The sequence below is a fragment of the Magnetospirillum gryphiswaldense MSR-1 v2 genome, from assembly GCF_000513295.1.
GTDB classification, from domain to species: Bacteria; Pseudomonadota; Alphaproteobacteria; order Rhodospirillales; family Magnetospirillaceae; genus Magnetospirillum; species Magnetospirillum gryphiswaldense.
Window position 1 is genome coordinate 2,929,038 of sequence record NC_023065.1, and the last position, 16,914, is coordinate 2,945,951.

Below are 16,914 nucleotides of genomic sequence, written 5' to 3' on the forward strand. Positions count from 1 at the left end.
ACATGCTGACCTATCCGCATATCGATCCCATCGCCATCCAGTTGGGGCCGATCGCCATCCGCTGGTACGCCTTGGCCTATATCACCGGTCTGACCCTGGGCTGGCTGTACATCAAACGGCTGGTGCGCTTTCCGCCCCACGCCATGCGTGAAGCGGACGTGGACGATTTCCTGGTCTGGGCCACCTTGGGCGTGGTGTTCGGCGGGCGGCTGGGTTACGTGCTGTTCTACAAGCCGGGCTATTACCTGAGCCATCCGCTGGAAATCTTTCAGTTGTGGCAGGGCGGCATGGCCTTCCACGGCGGCGCCTTGGGCGTTATCCTCGCCATCATCCTGTTCGCGCGGCGCCGCGGCCTCAACCTGTTCGCCATCGGCGACGTGGTCTGTTGCGCCGTGCCCATCGGCCTGTTCTTCGGCCGCATCGCCAATTTCATCAACGGCGAGCTTTATGGCCGCGTCGCCCCCGACGCCCTGTTCGCCATGGTCTTCCCCGGCGGCGGGCCGGAACCGCGCCACCCCAGCCAGCTTTATCAGGCCGGGTTGGAAGGTCTGGCGCTGTTCCTGCTGTTGGCGGTGCTGTGGCGGATCAGGCCGTTCCGCGAAAAGCGCGGCGCCCTGGCCGGCACCTTCCTGATGGGCTATGGCGTTGCCCGCATCATCGGCGAGTTCTTCCGCCAGCCCGACGCCCATCTGGGCTTTTTGATCGGCGGCGCCACCATGGGGCAGTTGCTGTCCATCCCGCTGATCCTGGCCGGGGCCGGAGTGATCGCCTGGGCGTTCAAGCGCGGACATCGGCCCTGATGCGGTCGCTGGCGGAAAAGCTGGCGGCGCGCATCGCCCAGGGCGGACCGATCACCGTCGCCGATTTCATGCACGAGGCGGTGGGGCAGTATTACGCCACCCGCGATCCCTTCGGCCGTCAGGGCGATTTCACCACCGCCCCCGAGGTCAGCCAGATGTTCGGCGAGTTGATCGGGCTGTGGTGCGTCATGGTCTGGCAGATGATGGGGGCGCCCGACAAGGTGGTGCTGGCCGAATTGGGGCCGGGGCGCGGCACCTTGATGAACGACCTGCTGCGGGCCGCCGGCGTGGTACCGGCCTTCCTCAAGGCCGCCGACATCCGGCTGGTGGAAACCAGCCCGCGCCTGACCGCGCTGCAACGCCAGACCCTGAGCGGGCGTGACGTGCAGTGGTGCGAAAATGTCGATCAACTACCCGACGGACCGCTGATCGTCATCGCCAACGAATTGTTCGACGCCCTGCCCATCCGCCAGTTCGTCAAGCATGACGGCCAATGGTGCGAACGCATGGTCGGGCTGGACGGCGACGGCTTTTGCTTCGTCGCCGGACCGGCGGCGGACCCTGACCTGCCTGCGGAGGTGCTGGCAACTCCCGACGGCGCCATCGTCGAGACCTGCGATGGCGGGCGCGCTTTAGCCGCCAGCTTGGGCAAGCGGCTGAACCGTCAACCCGGCTTCGCCCTGATCATCGATTACGGCCATGGCCGCAGCGGCACCGGCGACACGCTTCAGGCGGTGCGCCATCACCGCTTTCATCCGGTGCTCGACCAACCCGGCTTGGCCGACATCACCGCCCATGTGGATTTTCAGGCCCTCGCCGGGGCGGCCGTTCCGGCGCGAGCCTGGGGGCCGGTGGATCAGGGCGGCTTCCTGCGCGCGCTCGGCATCGAAACCCGCGCTCATCTTCTGGCCCAGGCCGGGGGCGATAAAGTGGCCGCCGACATCATGGGACAGTTGCGGCGCTTGATCGATCCGGGGGAAATGGGCACCCTGTTCAAAGCCTTGGCCTTGGCTTCGCCCCACTTCCCGGCGCCGCCCGGCTTCGTCAGTTGAAGGTTTGTCCATGATCACCCTGTCCGCGCTCAATGAAATCATCCATATCCGTCACGGTTTCTTCACCCGTGAAGGCGGGGTGTCGACGGGGCTTTACACGTCGCTGAATTGCGGGCCGGGATCGGCCGACCAACCGGCTGCGGTGGCGGAAAACCGTGGCCGCGCCATGGCCATGATGGACCTGCCGGAAACCGCCCTGGTCACCGTGCATCAGGCCCATACAGCCGACGTGGTCACCGTCACCGGCCCGTGGGCCGAGGGCAGCCGCCCCACCGCCGATGCCATGGTCACCACCGTGCCCGGCCTGGCCCTAGGCATCCTGACCGCCGATTGTGCCCCGGTTTTGCTGGCCGACCGCAAGAACGGCATCGTCGCCGCCGCTCATGCCGGCTGGAAGGGCGCCATCGGCGGCGTCTTGGAAAACACCATCGCCCGCATGGTCGAATTGGGGGCCAAGCCCAAGAACATCGTCGGCGCCATCGGCCCGTGCATCGGCCAGCGTTCCTACGAGGTCGGCCCCGATTTCCCCGCCGCCTTCCTGGCCGAAAACGCCGACAACGCCGATTTCTTCGCGCCCAGCCGCCGCGATGGCCATTTCCTGTTTGACCTGCCCGGCTATGTGTCGCGCAAGTTGGCCCGGCTGGGTCTGATCGACGTCACCCGCGTTCCCGCCGACACCTGCCGTGACGGCGCCCGCTTCTTCAGCTACCGCCGCGCCACCTTGAACAACGAGCCCGATTACGGGCGGCAAGTGTCGGTGATCGTGCGGGAGCGTTAGGCCATGCCCCATCTCATGATGTTCGGCGCCTTCCTGCTGCTGGGCACCCTGGTCACCTGCGTCGCCATGGTCGCCGGCTGATGCGGATCATCACCGCCCTGGCCCTGCTGTTGGCCGTGGCAGCCTGCGAAACCGTTCCCCGCCCGTTCAAGCACGAGGACGGGGCGGTCAACGCCCTGGCCCGGCCCAAGCTGGGACGCGGCATCGCCTTGCATAGCGCCGGCGAAATCGCTGCGGGCGAGGCGCTTTCCGAGGCGGTGATCAAGGCCTTCGAGGACCGCGAAATCCCGGTCACCTTACGGCGCGGCCCCGGCTTCGGTCGGGTGATCGAGGTGGCACCCGAGGGCAACACCGTGCTGTGGCGGCTGCTGGCCGCCGATGGTGCCGAGATGTCCCGCCTGAGCACGTCGCCCACCATGTCCGGCAAGCTGGCCGCCGCCCAGGTGGCCGCGCAGTTCCACCCGTTTCTGGAAGACCCCGACGCCAAACCACAACTGGCCCCCGGTCGCGTCTTGCCGCAAATGCCGAAAATCCGCGTCGAACCGATGAAAGGCCTGCCCGGCGACGGCGACACCGCCCTGCCGCAGGCCTTGGCCAAGGCCTTGGCGCGCGAAGGGGTCGAAATCGCCGCCGACGCGGCCTTTACCGTGGTCGGCGTGGTCACTGTCGCTCAGGTCAACACCACCGACGACAACGTCACCATTTCCTGGCTGATCAAACAGGGCGATGCCGGCGGCACCCAATTGGCCCGCATCGACCAAAGCGGTGCCGTGCCGCGTGGACGGTTGAACCTGACCTGGGGCAGCATGGCCCGCGACATCGCCGAAGGCGGCGCCTCGGGCGTGGCCGAAGTGCTGCGCGCCGCCGAGCGCAACCGCAAGGAGCAAGAGGCCCAAGCCGGGTCAAGGCAGTTTACAGAACCAAGACCGGCTGATATAGGAAAGCCCGAATCAAGCGACCAGACCGATCCGGCGCGGACCAGCCCGCCGCCGCCTGTGGAACCGGCCCCGCCCGCGGCGGTCGCGTCCCCCCAGGCACCGCCCCAGGCGATGCCGGCCAAGCCCATCAAGGCCAAGCCGGTCAAGCCGAAGCCGGCGAAGGCGACGAAACCGGCCAAGTCCAGCGCCAGCAAAAAAGTTAAGCCGGCCCCGACCAAGACGGTCAAGGCGGCTCCCCGGACCAAGCCCGACAGGTAACCCAGCCATGAAAATCCTCGCCTGCAACAGCAATCGCCCGCTCGCGGAAGCGATCGCCGAATACATGACCATGTCCATCACCAAGGCCAGCGTGCGCCGGTTCTCGGACATGGAAGTGTTCGTCGAAGTGCACGAGAACGTGCGCGGCGAGGATGTTTTCGTCATCCAGTCCACCTGTTATCCGACCAACGATAACTTGATGGAATTGCTGATCACCCTGGACGCGTTGAAGCGCGGCTCGGCCCGGCGCATCACCGCCGTCATCCCCTATTTCGGCTATGCCCGCCAGGACCGCAAGTCCGGCCCGCGCACGCCCATTTCGGCCAAGCTGGTGGCCAATCTGATCACCACCGCCGGGGCCGACCGCGTGGTCACGCTGGACCTGCATTCGGGCCAGATCCAGGGCTTCTTCGACATCCCGCTCGACAATCTTTATGCCGCCCCGGTGTTCGTCAACGACATCCGCGCCCGCTATGACAACGTCATGATCGTGTCGCCCGACGTGGGCGGCGTGGTCCGGGCCCGCGCCATCGCCAGCCGCATCGACGCCGATCTGGCCATCATCGACAAGCGGCGCGAACGCGCCGGCGTGTCCGAGGTGATGAACATCATCGGCGACGTCAAGGGCCGCCGCTGCATCCTGGTCGACGACATCGTCGATTCCGCCGGCACTCTGTGCAACGCCGCCGAAGCCTTGATGAAGTCGGGCGCAGTGTCGGTTTCCGCCTACGTCACCCACGGCGTGCTGTCGGGCGGCGCGGTCGCCCGCGTCACCTCGAGCCCGCTGGAAGAACTGGTGATCACCGATTCGATCCCGGCGACCGAGGCGATGAAGCTAGCCCACAACATCCGCCAGAGCACAATCGCGCCGCTGATGGCCGAATCCATCCAACGCATCTCGGAAGAACGCTCGGTCTCCAGTCTGTTCGACTGAACCATGTCTCGGGTTCGTCTGTTCATGGCCGCCAGCGTCGATGGCTACATCGCCACCGCCGATGGCTGCCTCGACTGGCTGGAACCCTATGACGGCTCTGATTTCGGCTATGACCGGTTGATGGCCGAAGTCGAGGTCGTGGTGGTTGGCCGCACCACCTTCGACCTGATCGCCGGATTTCCGGCTTGGCCCTATCCAGGCAAACGGGTGGTGGTGCTGACCCATCGCCCGCTGTTGTCTCCGCCCGCCGGGGTGGAATGCCACGCCGGCGATGTTGCCGCGCTGACCGAGCGCCTGAGGCGCCAATGCAGCGCCGACATCTTCATCGATGGCGGCGCCCAGACGGTCCGCGCCTTCCTCGACGCCGACCTGATCGACCACCTCGATCTGTTCACCATCCCCATCCTGCTGGGCCAGGGTATTCCTCGCTTCCTGCCGTCACGGCGACGAACGTCGTTGCGACTGGCCGACAGTGAAACCATGGCGCAAGGGGTGGTGCGCAGCACCTATCTGCGCCCTTAACCTTTCCGCCGCGACACCCAACCGCCGAAGCAGAGCGCACGGAAATAGGGCTTGGGCGGTCCAAAGCCGGCTTGGTCCAGCAATTCAGCCAACCGTTCCTCGGTCACCGGATGGATGTCACGGTCCACGTGACGGAAGCCGCGGGCGATATCGTCTTCGCCGATACCCGCCGATTTCTGCAAATGGCCCCAGAAAGTCCGCAGTTCCGATTGCCACGGCTCGTCCCAGGACGGGCCGAACAGATCGGCTTGGACCAGGGGGGCGCCAGGCTTCAGGTGCTGGGCGATATCGGTCAGCAGGGCCAGCTTGGCCCCATCATCGGGCAGGAAGTGCAACACCAGCAACAGCGTGGCAGCGTCGAAGGGTTCGAATTTCGGCAGGTCCGACACCTTGGACGGATACAGCCGCACGCGGGCGTTCAACCCGTGCTCGGCCACCTTGCGTTCGGCATGGGCCAGCATGTCGGCCGCCGGGTCGACACCGACCACTTGCAGTCCGGGGCAGGCCTGGGCCAGGGCGATGCATTCGCCGCCGGTGCCGGCGCCGGCCACCAATGCCCGGCCGTGGCCGCCGGTCACTTCCGCCAGCACCATGCAGGATAATTGATGCAGCGCTTCATAGCCGGGAATGGCTTCCCGTACCCGGCGGTCGTAAGCCTGGGCCCGTTCGGCATCGAACATGGTCTTGGCATCGGCGCTCATGACAAATCCTCCGGCGGATAGGCATTCAACTGGCGCAACCCCTCGCCCACCGCCAAGGTGGCCGCCAAGGCCACGTTCAGGGAACGCAGACCCGGCGCCATGGGAATACGCACGGTGACATCGGCATCCGCCGCCACCTCGGGCGGAACACCGGCGCTTTCGCGCCCCATCATGATGACATCACCGGGCAGGAAGGAAAAGCGGTCCAAACGCGTCCCGCCGGCGGTGGTCAGCAACACCAGCCGTCCCCCCGGTTTTTGCCGGAATGCATTCCACGATGCGTGACGGGTGACGCGGGCGTGATCGACATAATCCATGCCGGCCCGACGCATGCGTTTTTCGTCCCACAAAAATCCGCACGGCTCGATAATTTCCAAAGGAATTCCAAGGCAGGCGGACAGCCGCAGCAAGGCCCCGGCATTTTGCGGAATATCGGGCTGAAACAGGGCTAAGCGCAACAAATCCATAGCGAATCCTCAATGCTCCACCCGAACAGGTAGGGTTCGGCCCAGCAACCTGGGGCCACCTTAATTAGTAAATACTTATGTTCGTTTGACTCCCCTGTTGAAAGACAAGGGGCAATGTGGTTAATAGGGCCGCTTCCGCGGGCCAACAAGAGGTTTAGTCATGGCTGATTCGGCTACGCATGCCCAGCCCTCGTCGACGGATGGGCAGTCTCGGCGGGATTTCCTGCTGTATACTACCATCGCCGTCGGCGCGGCCGGGACCGCCGCCGCCCTGTGGCCGTTCGTGCACAGCATGAACCCGGCCGCCGATACTTTGGCATTGTCCACCACCGACGTGGATCTTGCCGCCATCCAACCTGGACAGGCGATCACCGTCGTTTGGCAGGGCAAGCCGGTCTTCGTGCGTCACCGCACGGCTGAAGACATCGCTGCCGCCGCCAAGGACGATACCGCCGATCTGCGCGACAAGGCTGCCGACGGCACCCGCGTGCAGAAGCCGGAATGGCTGATCGTCATCGGCGTTTGCACCCATTTGGGTTGCGTGCCGCTGGGTCAGAAGGCTGCCGACCCCAAGGGTGATTTCGGCGGCTGGTTCTGTCCCTGCCACGGGTCGCATTACGATACGTCGGGACGCATCCGCAAGGGTCCGGCGCCGTTGAACCTTCCGGTGCCGAAGTATGCCTTTACTTCCGACACCACCATCCGCATCGGGTAAGGATCGGCCATGAGCGGTTTTCAGACCAATAACAAGGTGATCAGCTGGCTGGACGAGCGGCTGCCCATCTTCTCGATGATGCAGCACTCTGCCATCGATTACCCCACCCCGCGCAACCTGAACTACTGGTGGAACTTCGGCTCGCTCGCCGCGTTCGTGCTGGTGATCATGTTGCTGACCGGCATTTTCCTGGTCATGAACTATTCGTCGCACACCTCGCTGGCGTTTGACTCGGTCGAACGCATCATGCGTGACGTGAATTACGGATGGCTGATCCGGTATCTGCACATGAACGGCGCCTCGATGTTCTTCATCCTGGTGTACGTCCACATCTTCCGCAACATGTACTACGGGTCGTACAAGGCCCCGCGTGAAGTGCTGTGGTGGGTCGGTATCCTGATCTTCCTGGCGATGATGGCCACCGCCTTCATGGGCTATGTGCTGCCCTGGGGCCAGATGTCCTTCTGGGGCGCCACCGTCATCACCAACCTGTTCTCGGCCTTCCCGGTGGTGGGCGAGCACATCGTCACCCTGCTGTGGGGTGGTTTCGCCGTCGACAATCCGACGCTGAACCGCTTCTTCTCGCTGCACTATCTGCTGCCGTTCGTCATCGTCGGCCTGGTGGTGGTGCACGTGTGGGCGCTGCACACGGTGAAGTCCAACAACCCGTTGGGCGTGGAAATGAAGGGCGAAGCGGATTCCATCCCCTTCCACCCCTATTACACCATCAAGGACCTGTTCGGCATCGGCCTGTTCCTGATGTTCTTCCTGGGCTTCGTCTTCTGGGCTCCCAACTTCTTCGGCGAACCGGACAACTACATTCCGGCCAACCCGATGGTGACCCCGCCGCATATCGTGCCCGAATGGTACTTCCTGCCGTTCTACGCCATCTTGCGCGCCGTCCCCGACAAGCTTTTGGGCGTGCTGGCCATGTTCGCGGCCATCATCGTGCTGTTCTTCCTGCCCTGGCTGGACAGCTCCAAGGTCCGTTCGGCCAAGTTCCGTCCGATCTACCGCCAGTTCTTCTGGCTGTTCTTCGCCAATTGCATCTTCCTGGGTTACCTGGGCGGCAAGCCGGCGGAAGGATGGTACGTTCCGGCCAGCCAGATCGCCACCGTCTACTACTTCGCCCACTTCCTGATCCTGCTGCCCTTGTTGGGCAAGGTCGAGAAGCCCAAGGCTCTGCCGGCCAGCATCTCGGCCGCCGTGCTGAAGGAGAAGGCATAATGCGTAAGCTCATCCTTTCCGCCCTGACGGCCGCCGGCCTGTTCGCTTCCTCCGGCGCCGCCCTGGCGGCCGGTGGTGGCGAGCCCCTGATGAAGCCCGGTTTTTCCTGGGACGGCTTTTTCGGTCGTTACGACCAGGCCGAACTGAAGCGCGGCTTCGAGGTCTTCAATCAGGTCTGCTCGAACTGCCATGGTCTGCGTCTGGTTGCCTATCGCAACCTGTCCGCCGTCGGCCTGACCGCCGATCAGATCAAGGACGTGGCCGCCGCCCGCGAAGTGGCCGATGCCCCCAACGACGAAGGCATCGTGTCCATGCGCGCCGGTCGGGCTTCGGACAAGTACATCAACCCCTTCCCCAACGACAAGGCGGCGGCTGCCGCCAATGGTGGGGCGCTGCCGCCCGACCTGTCGTTGATGGCCAAGGCCCGCGTTGGCGGTCCGAACTACATCTACAGCCTGATGCTGGGCTTCAAGGAAGAAGCGCCGCATGGCGTGGTCATCCCCGAGGGCAAGTACTACAACACGTACTTCCCCGGTAATGCCATCGGCATGCCGCCGCAGCTGATGGAAGACCTGATCACCTATTCCGACGGCACCAAGGCGTCGCCGGAACAGCTGGCCCGCGACGTCACCGCCTTCCTCAACTGGGCCGCCGAGCCCGAGTTGAACGAGCGTAAGTCCATGGGCCTGAAGGTCATGATCTTCCTGGCGGTGTTCACCGCCTTGCTGTACGCGCTCAAGCGTCAGATCTGGAAGAACCTGCACTGATCCGGCTCATGCCGGACCGGCCCGCTCCGGCAGGCTATTGACAGATTGGCCGCCATCCCTGGGATGGCGGCCTTTTTGTTGCCTCGGGCGATGGACAGCCCTTGGCCAAACATGACACCCTGACCTTGGTATCGCCCCTCGCCCGGAATCCACATGCGCATTCTTTTGATCGAAGACGAAGCCGAGTTGGCCGAGTTGGTCCGCACCTACTTGCAGCAACTTCTGTTCGTCGTCGATCACACCGCCACGCTGGAAGATGCCCGATCGTTGCTGGAAACGGTGGTGTATGACGCCATCATCCTGGACCGTAGCCTGCCCGATGGTGATGGCCTGGAGTTGATCCCGCGTCTGCGCGCCCGCGGTATGGACATTCCGGTCCTGGCGGCCACCGCCCGCGATCAAGTGTGCGACCGGGTGCGCGGCCTGGATTCCGGCGTTGACGATTACCTGATCAAACCCTACAGCCTGCTGGAACTGGCCGCCCGCCTGCGCGCCTTGCTGCGCCGTCCGGGCAAGACGCTGAAAAACGAGCAGGTCATCGGCGACATCGTCCTTGACGCTTTTCAGGGCACGGCCACCATCGCCGGCGAGCCGCTGCTGCTGGCGCGGCGGCTGATCACCTTGCTGGATGTGCTGATGCGATCGGCGGGCCGGGTGGTGTCGCGTCCGGCCATCGAGACCCGTCTTTACAGCATCGATGACCAGATCGATTCCAACGCGCTCGAAGCCAGCATCTCGCGCCTGCGCCGGATTTTGGCCGACAAGGGCTCGTCGGTCACCATCCACACCATCCGCGGTGTCGGCTATATGCTGGCCGAAGGGGACAAGTCATGAGCGCAATTGCCCCTTATTCCCTGAGGTCGCGGCTGGTGTCGCGTCTGATTGCCGCCCACGCCGTCGTTCTCGCCGCCAACATTCCCTATTTCCTGTGGCGCGGCTACGTCAAACACGATGCCGAGGGCAATTTGGGAACAATGGGGGCGTGGCTGCTGCATGAACTGGTCACCGACGTCCTTCCCCTGGTTGTCCCGCTGTTTATCGCCACCACGTTGATCACCAAGCTGACCGTCCGCCGCAGCCTGGCCCAGATCGACGCCGCCACCCGCAAAGCCGCCGCCTTCGACCCGTCACATCTGGGCGTCCGTCTGCCCAGCACGGCAACCCCCAAGGAATTGCATCCGCTGGTCGACGCCATCAATGCTGGATTGGACCGGTTGGAGCGCGGCTTTGAAAGTCAAAAACGCTTTACCGCCAACGCCGCCCACGAACTGCGCACGCCGCTGGCGGTGCTGAAAGCCCGCTGTTCGCGTGAGACCGGACCGCAGGCGCGGGCGCTGCTGTCCGACATCGGTCGCATGACCAAAATCGTCGATCAATTACTGGGTATCGCCAGACTGGAGATGGGCCAAGTGCCGCTTGATGCCCGCGTTGACCTGGACATTATCTGTCGCCGGGTGGTGGCCGATCTGTTCCCGCTGGCCCTGGCCGCCGGCTGCGATCTTGGCTACAGCGCCGGTACGACGACGGTACTGGCTCGCGGCAACGAAGTGCTGCTGGAAGACGCCTTGCGCAACATCGTCGACAACGCCGTACACGTGGCACCGCCAGGAACCAGCGTCGAGGTGGTTTTGGACGACAGCGGCATCATCCATGTGCTGGATCGCGGCCCCGGTGTCGCCGACGGGCTGAAGACGGAAATCTTTCATCCCTTCCGCCGCCTGAACAACAGCAACCATCGCGGCGCCGGCCTGGGTCTGGGCATCGCCGCCGAGGCCATCGCCCTGCATGGCGGCACATTGTCCGTCCATGACCGCCCCGGCGGTGGGGCCGATTTCGTCGTCGACCTGTCGGCGGCGCCGACGCCGTCAGGTTGAGGTAAGGTTGGAGGCGCATATTTCCCTAAGAACAATATAGGGGGAAATGGACATGCGCATTCTCAACCTCATCCGCAACGCAACGCTGGCTCTGGCCTTGACCACGGCGGCGGTGACAACGGTGGCGCAGGCGGCGGAGGAAGCCTCTTCCATCTCGCGCGGCGGACGCCTTTACGACAAGTTCTGGGTCGAAACCAAGGCCGACGCCCCCAAGACCCCGCACGCGGCCTATCCGGACAAGGCCGGAAAATACGCGCAGGATTCGTCCTGGCGTTGCAAGGAATGTCACGGCTGGGATTACAAGGGCAAGGACGGCGCCTATGCCAAGGGTGGCCATGCCACCGGCATCATCGGCATCACCGGCGCCGCCGGCAAGGATCCGGCGGCCATCGTCGCCATTCTGCGCAACCCGGCCCACGGCTACGACGAGCAGAAACTGTCGGCCAAGGATGCCCAGGATCTGGCCCTGTTCGTGTCCAAGGGACAGATCGACATGAGCCAGTATATCGACTACGCGGCCAAGAAGGCCAAGGGCGACGCCGCCAAGGGCGAGGGCTATTTCAACACCCTGTGCGCCGGCTGCCATGGCACCGACGGTAAGAAGATCACCAACGCGCCGCCGCTGGGATCGCTGCAAAACCCGCAGGAAATGCTGCATAAGGTCTTGAATGGCCAGCCCAATCAGCCGATGCCGTCGCTGCGTCTGCTTGATCCGCAGATCGCCGTCGATCTGGTCAGCCATATGATGACGCTGCCGCAGCAATAGGAAACCATGCCCGACCGCCCCATCGGAGCGGTCGGGTCTTCCTACTTTTATTCCGTGCACGAGACCCTGCCATGACAAGACATCGTTCCGACGGCAAGCACTGGCTTGCCGGTTTGTGGCGCGCTTTTACGTCGCCTTCGGCCCGCTGGTCCTTTGGCGCCATCCTGATTGCCGGCGGTATCGGTGGTGTTTTGCTGTGGGGGGGCTTCAACACCTTCATGGAATACACCAACACCTTGGAATTCTGCGTCTCGTGTCACGAGATGGAGACCACCGTGTACCAGGAATACAAAAAGTCGCCGCATTACGAGAATGCCTCTGGCGTGCGCGCCGTTTGTGCCGACTGCCATGTGCCCAAGGATTGGGGAGCCAAAGTGCTGCGCAAGATCCAAGCCAGCAGCGAAATCTTCCACAAGCTGGCCGGCACCGTCGACACCCCCGAGAAATTCGAGGCCAAGCGCCGCCAACTGGCCGAGCGCGTCTGGGCGACGATGAAAGCCAACAACTCGCGCGAATGTCGCAATTGCCACGAATACCAGGCGATGGCATTCCACAAGCAACGCACCGAATCGCAGCAGAAGATGCAGTTGGAGGCCGCCCCCAAGAACATGGCCTGCGTCGAGTGCCACAAGGGCATCGCCCACAAATTTCCCCTGCCCCCCCGCGACGACGAATAAGCAAGCCGCCGCCACCCGCCATCCTTGCGATGGCGGGCTTTTTGTTTTATGGCATGGGCACCACTTGCAAGGGGCGAAGACATGAGCAAACCCGTTCTCGGCATCATCGGCGGTTCCGGCGTCTACGACATCGACGGCCTGACCAACACCCAATGGCGCCGCGTCGACAGCCCCTTCGGCCAACCGTCCGACGACTTGCTGTTCGGCGAATTGAACGGCCAACAATTGGTCTTCCTGCCCCGTCACGGTCGCGGCCACCGTATCCCGCCGTCAGAGCTTAATTATCGCGCCAATATCGACGCCCTGAAGCGGGCCGGCGTCACCGAGATCGTCTCGGTCTCGGCGGTGGGCTCGCTGAAGGAGGAATTGCCGCCCGGCACCTTCGTCATCGTCGACCAGTTCATCGACCGCACCTTCGCCCGCACCAAATCATTCTTTGAAACCGGCTTGGTCGCCCATGTGTCCATGGCCCATCCGGTGTGCGGACGCCTGGGCGACATCATCGAGCAGGCGGCCAAGGATGCCGGCATCGTCGCCGTGCGCGGCGGCACCTATCTGGTGATGGAGGGACCGCAATTCTCGACGCAGGCGGAAAGCAACCTGTACCGCCAATGGGGCTGCGACGTCATCGGCATGACCAACATGCCCGAGGCCAAGTTGGCGCGCGAAGCCGAGATGTGCTACGCCACCGTCGCCATGGTCACCGATTATGATTGCTGGCACCCCGATCACGACGCCGTGACGGTGGAACAGGTGGTCAAGGTGTTGCTGGAAAATGCCGACCGTGCCCGCGCCCTGGTCAAGGCCATCGTCCCCCAGGTGGGCGGACGGTCGGGCAATTGCGCCAAGGGCTGCCATACCGCGCTGGAACACGCCATCATCACCCATGGCGACAAGCGTGATCCTAACGTGGTCAGCAAGCTCGACGCCGTCGCCGGTCGTCTGTTGAAGCGTTAATCAGGAAACATCCTCGTCGCCACATTCATGGCGGATTTGCGCGCGCGTAGCACTGAGCACCAGCTCCAGGGCCCGTTCGCTGCATTCCACGCTACCATCGCAACCACGCCGGGTGGCGCACAGCAATATATCATGCAGACCATCCAAATCGTTGGCCTGCCCTCGTCCCAAGACCCAACCGCAATGCGGGCGTTGCGTATTCATTATTCCGCCCCCCAGACAAAAAAGGACGCCAACCCCGTTGGGGCGCGTCCTGTAATACTAACTTTATACCCGGATTTTATTTGTTGGTATGGTGGCAAAGGGATATGCACCATCCGAACCACGCCATGACCTTTAGGATGGTCCGGCCCTGGCGCCCCATTGCGCCCACGTCGAGGTTTTCGTAAGGTCGCTCAGACTTTCCCCCAGGATGACGCAGCATGAAGATCAACGGCACCCCCACCCGCACCATCTGGCCGGCAAAAGATGGCTGGGCGGTGGAAATCATCGACCAGACCCGCCTGCCGCATGAATTGGTGAATGTGCGGCTGGAAAGTCTGGCTGATGCCGCCCATGCCATCAAGGCCATGCTGGTGCGCGGCGCCCCCCTGATCGGCGCCACCGCCGCCTATGGCATGGCTTTGGCCGCGCGGGCCAACAGCTCTGATCTGGCGTTGACGGTGGCCTACAACATCCTGCATGCCACCCGCCCCACCGCCATCAATCTGAAATGGGCGCTGGATCAAATGATCACCGCCCTGGGCAAGGTGCCGGAAGATCAACGCATGGCCGCCGCCTATGCACGGGCCGCCGAAATCTGCGACGAGGATGTCGCCATCAATTCCGCCATCGGCGATAATGGCGCCACCCTGATCCAGGCCGCCTGGGAAAGCGCCCGCCGCGCCCGCGGCGCCGACCGTGTCAACGTGCTGACCCATTGCAATGCCGGCTGGCTGGCCACGGTGGATTGGGGCACCGCCATCGCCCCTATCTACAAGGCTCACGATGCCGGCATCCCGGTGCATGTGTGGGTGGATGAAACCCGCCCGCGCAACCAGGGCGCATCCCTGACCGCGCGCGAACTGAACTGGCACGGCGTGCCGCATACGGTGATCGCCGACAATACCGGCGGCCATCTGATGCAGCATGGCATGGTCGATCTGTGCATCGTCGGCACCGACCGGGTCACCAGCAACGGCGACGTCTGCAACAAGATCGGTACCTATCTGAAGGCGCTGGCGGCCAAGGATAATGCCGTACCGTTCTATGTCGCCCTGCCCAGCCCGACCATCGACTGGAGTGTCGCCGACGGCATCAAGGAAATCCCCATCGAGGAACGCGATGCCGCCGAGCAAACCCACATGACCGGCAAGGCCGCCGACGGCAGCATCGTCAGCGTCCAGGTCACTCCCGACGGCAGCCCGGCGGGCAATTGGGGTTTCGACGTCACTCCGGCCCGACTGGTCAGCGGCCTGATCACCGAACGCGGAATTTGCGCCGCCAGCCCCGAAGGCCTGCGCGGCCTGTTCCCGGAACGGAACGGCTGACATGCAAAGCATCGTCGATGCCGTCCGTCTGCTGGCCGAGCGCGGTCTGAACCAGGGCGCCTCGGGCAATGTTTCGCTGCGCGGCGAGGGCTGCTTCACCATCACCCCGTCCGGGGTTTCGGCGGATGTGCTGCGCCCCGACCAACTGGTCAGCATGGATATGGATGGCGCTTGGTCGGGGGCGTGGAAGCCGTCGAGCGAATGGCGGTTCCACCGCGACATCTATGCCGCCCGCGCCGATGCCCATGCCGTGGTCCATTGCCATTCCCCCGCCGCCACCGCCCTGGCGGTCTTGGGCAAGACCTTGCCTGCCTTCCATTACATGGTGGCCATCGCCGGCGGCGTCGACGTGCGCTGCGCCCCTTACGCCACCTTCGGCACCCAGGAATTGTCGGATGCGGCGCTCGCCGCCTTGACCGATCGCCGCGCCTGCCTGCTGGGCCATCATGGCATGATCAGTATCGGCAAGGATTTGGCCCAGGCGGTGGACATCGCGGTGGAAGTGGAGTTCCTGGCCGATCTCTATCTGCGTCTGCTGCCCCTGGGCGAACCGCCGGTGCTGCCGGCGGCAGAGATGGCGGTGGTGCTGGAAAAATTCAAATCCTATGGCGCCAACGCGCAAGCCCCTATAACGGCAGCCTGACCCGCGCCCGCAATCCGCCCAGGGGACTGTCTTCCAGCAGCACGTCGCCGCCATGGCCGCGAACAATATCGCGGGCGATGGTCAGACCCAGGCCGACTCCGCCGGTGGCCAGATTGCGCGACCGTTCCAGCCGGAAAAATGGTTTGAACACCTGTTCCCGGCTTTCCACCGGGATGCCGGGTCCATCGTCGTCGACGATGATTTCAGCCGCCTCGGCCCGCTTGCCCACCCGTACCCAGACATGACCACCATAGCGATGGGCGTTGCCGATCAGGTTGGAAATCACCCGGGCCATGGCTTGCGGCTTCAGCGGCATGACCAGACTGTCCTCGACATGCAAATCCAGCTCACGCCCCTCACGGCGATAGCGCGACACCACCTCGTCGACCAGGGCGGCCAGATCGGTGGGAGTGGTCGCCTCGCCGCCTTCGCCGCGGACAAAGGCCAGATAGCCCTCGACCATCTGTTCCATTTCCGCCACGTCTTCTTCCAACTCGGCCCGACCGTCCACCTCGCCCAGCATGGCCAATTGCAGCTTCATCCGGGTGAGCGGCGTCCGCAAATCGTGCGACACCCCGGCCAGCATTTCGGTGCGCTGCTGCATCTGCCGCTTGATGCGATCCTGCATCAGGTTGAAGGCCTGGGCCGCTTGGCGCACCTCGGTGGCGCCCTCGGGCTTGAAATGGGGGATATCGCGGCCCTTGCCGAAGGCGTCGGCGGCCACCGCCAGCTTGCGCACCGAGCGCACCTGATTGCGCATGAACACCGTGGCGATGCCCAACAACAGCATGGAGGTGCCGACCATCCACAGCACAAAAATATAGGTGGTGGAACTGAACAGGCGCTTGCGCGGCACGAAGACTTCCAACAATCCATCGGACAATTGCACCCGCACCGCCACCTCGCGCTCGAACGAGCGGGCGTCGACCATGAAGGGGCGCTGCACCCGATCGTTCAGCGCGTCGTGCAGGGCCTGTTCCATCAAACCGCGCGGCGGTTCCGGCGGCGTGTTGGGCAGGATGCCGCCGGTCTGGAAACGCATGTCCAGATCCATCTTGTTGGCGGCGATGCCGAACACCCGCAAGCGGTCTTCCGGTGCGGGGAAAGCCCGCACGCTTTCAATCACCGCGCCAATATCGCCGGCCAGCCCAGCCGACAACCGCCGCGCCACCGTGTCCCAGTGGCTGGCATAGAAGATGTAGGTGGACACCAACTGCACCACGATCAGCGGGGTGACGATGATCAGCAGCGAGCGCCCCAGCAGACCTTGCGGCAGGATGCGTTTGAACCAGCGTTCGGGCTGCGCCAT

General features: G+C 64.0%; 19 protein-coding genes. 16 read left to right on the forward strand and 3 right to left on the reverse strand.

What is annotated here, in order from left to right; translation table 11 throughout:
- The first annotated feature begins 2 nt into the window (after window positions 1–2).
- From lgt to MGMSRV2_RS13910, 6 genes are all read left to right on the forward strand, one after another.
- Window positions 3–800: a prolipoprotein diacylglyceryl transferase gene (gene lgt / locus MGMSRV2_RS13885; protein ID WP_024080988.1), complete on the forward strand. Its 798-nt coding sequence runs from the start codon at window positions 3–5 to the stop codon at window positions 798–800.
- The gene (locus MGMSRV2_RS13890) at window positions 800–1,852 is read left to right on the forward strand and encodes a class I SAM-dependent methyltransferase (RefSeq protein WP_024080989.1); all 1,053 of its coding nucleotides are present in this window, start codon (window positions 800–802) and stop codon (window positions 1,850–1,852) included. Before lgt ends, MGMSRV2_RS13890 begins: the two co-directional genes overlap by 1 nt.
- 10 nt (window positions 1,853–1,862) lie before the next feature.
- On the forward strand, window positions 1,863–2,630 hold the full coding sequence (pgeF, locus tag MGMSRV2_RS13895; RefSeq protein ID WP_024080990.1) for a peptidoglycan editing factor PgeF: 768 nt from the start codon (window positions 1,863–1,865) through the stop codon (window positions 2,628–2,630).
- Window positions 2,631–2,710: 80 nt separating this feature from the next.
- Entirely contained in the window at window positions 2,711–3,826 is a 1,116-nt protein-coding gene (locus MGMSRV2_RS13900; RefSeq protein WP_024080991.1) for a hypothetical protein, read from the forward strand.
- Window positions 3,827–3,833: 7 nt separating this feature from the next.
- Window positions 3,834–4,760, forward strand: a complete 927-nt coding sequence (locus MGMSRV2_RS13905) for a ribose-phosphate pyrophosphokinase (RefSeq protein ID WP_024080992.1) — start codon at window positions 3,834–3,836, stop codon at window positions 4,758–4,760.
- Window positions 4,761–4,763: 3 nt separating this feature from the next.
- Window positions 4,764–5,282 carry a dihydrofolate reductase family protein gene (locus MGMSRV2_RS13910; protein ID WP_024080993.1) on the forward strand — a complete coding sequence of 173 codons (519 nt, stop codon included), beginning with the start codon at window positions 4,764–4,766 and terminating at the stop codon, window positions 5,280–5,282.
- Here the strand turns inward: MGMSRV2_RS13910 and MGMSRV2_RS13915 are convergent.
- Window positions 5,279–5,983, reverse strand: coding sequence for a class I SAM-dependent methyltransferase (locus MGMSRV2_RS13915; protein ID WP_024080994.1), 705 nt, complete (start codon window positions 5,981–5,983; stop codon window positions 5,279–5,281). The genes MGMSRV2_RS13910 and MGMSRV2_RS13915 overlap by 4 nt on opposite strands.
- Window positions 5,980–6,450: a tRNA (cytidine(34)-2'-O)-methyltransferase gene (locus MGMSRV2_RS13920; protein ID WP_024080995.1), complete on the reverse strand. Its 471-nt coding sequence runs from the start codon at window positions 6,448–6,450 to the stop codon at window positions 5,980–5,982. Before MGMSRV2_RS13920 ends, MGMSRV2_RS13915 begins: the two co-directional genes overlap by 4 nt.
- Window positions 6,451–6,610: 160 nt before the next feature.
- Here MGMSRV2_RS13920 and petA point away from each other — a divergent pair, with 160 nt between their 5' ends.
- From petA to MGMSRV2_RS13975, 10 genes are all read left to right on the forward strand, one after another.
- Entirely contained in the window at window positions 6,611–7,165 is a 555-nt protein-coding gene (petA, locus tag MGMSRV2_RS13925; protein ID WP_024080996.1) for a ubiquinol-cytochrome c reductase iron-sulfur subunit, read from the forward strand.
- 9 nt (window positions 7,166–7,174) lie between these two features.
- Complete coding sequence (locus MGMSRV2_RS13930; protein WP_041633642.1) at window positions 7,175–8,392, forward strand: cytochrome b; 1,218 nt, start codon at window positions 7,175–7,177, stop codon at window positions 8,390–8,392.
- A complete protein-coding gene (locus MGMSRV2_RS13935) occupies window positions 8,392–9,159 on the forward strand; it encodes a cytochrome c1 (protein ID WP_041633643.1) in 768 nt (255 codons plus the stop codon). The genes MGMSRV2_RS13930 and MGMSRV2_RS13935 overlap by 1 nt, the downstream gene beginning before the upstream one ends.
- 153 nt (window positions 9,160–9,312) lie before the next feature.
- Window positions 9,313–9,993: a response regulator transcription factor gene (locus MGMSRV2_RS13940; protein WP_024080997.1), complete on the forward strand. Its 681-nt coding sequence runs from the start codon at window positions 9,313–9,315 to the stop codon at window positions 9,991–9,993.
- Window positions 9,990–11,033, forward strand: a complete 1,044-nt coding sequence (locus tag MGMSRV2_RS13945; protein WP_024080998.1) for a sensor histidine kinase — start codon at window positions 9,990–9,992, stop codon at window positions 11,031–11,033. Before MGMSRV2_RS13940 ends, MGMSRV2_RS13945 begins: the two co-directional genes overlap by 4 nt.
- A gap of 52 nt (window positions 11,034–11,085) precedes the next feature.
- Window positions 11,086–11,799, forward strand: coding sequence for a c-type cytochrome (locus MGMSRV2_RS13950; protein WP_024080999.1), 714 nt, complete (start codon window positions 11,086–11,088; stop codon window positions 11,797–11,799).
- 71 nt (window positions 11,800–11,870) lie between these two features.
- On the forward strand, window positions 11,871–12,476 hold the full coding sequence (locus MGMSRV2_RS13955; RefSeq protein ID WP_024081000.1) for a NapC/NirT family cytochrome c: 606 nt from the start codon (window positions 11,871–11,873) through the stop codon (window positions 12,474–12,476).
- Window positions 12,477–12,557: 81 nt separating this feature from the next.
- On the forward strand, window positions 12,558–13,433 hold the full coding sequence (locus tag MGMSRV2_RS13960) for an S-methyl-5'-thioadenosine phosphorylase (protein WP_024081001.1): 876 nt from the start codon (window positions 12,558–12,560) through the stop codon (window positions 13,431–13,433).
- A gap of 422 nt (window positions 13,434–13,855) precedes the next feature.
- Entirely contained in the window at window positions 13,856–14,962 is a 1,107-nt protein-coding gene (mtnA, locus tag MGMSRV2_RS13970; protein WP_024081003.1) for an S-methyl-5-thioribose-1-phosphate isomerase, read from the forward strand.
- Between the two features lies 1 nt (window position 14,963).
- The gene (locus MGMSRV2_RS13975; protein ID WP_024081004.1) at window positions 14,964–15,605 is read left to right on the forward strand and encodes a class II aldolase/adducin family protein; all 642 of its coding nucleotides are present in this window, start codon (window positions 14,964–14,966) and stop codon (window positions 15,603–15,605) included.
- Here MGMSRV2_RS13975 and MGMSRV2_RS13980 read toward each other — a convergent pair.
- Window positions 15,589–16,914 carry an ATP-binding protein gene (locus MGMSRV2_RS13980; RefSeq protein WP_024081005.1) on the reverse strand — a complete coding sequence of 442 codons (1,326 nt, stop codon included), beginning with the start codon at window positions 16,912–16,914 and terminating at the stop codon, window positions 15,589–15,591. The genes MGMSRV2_RS13975 and MGMSRV2_RS13980 overlap by 17 nt on opposite strands.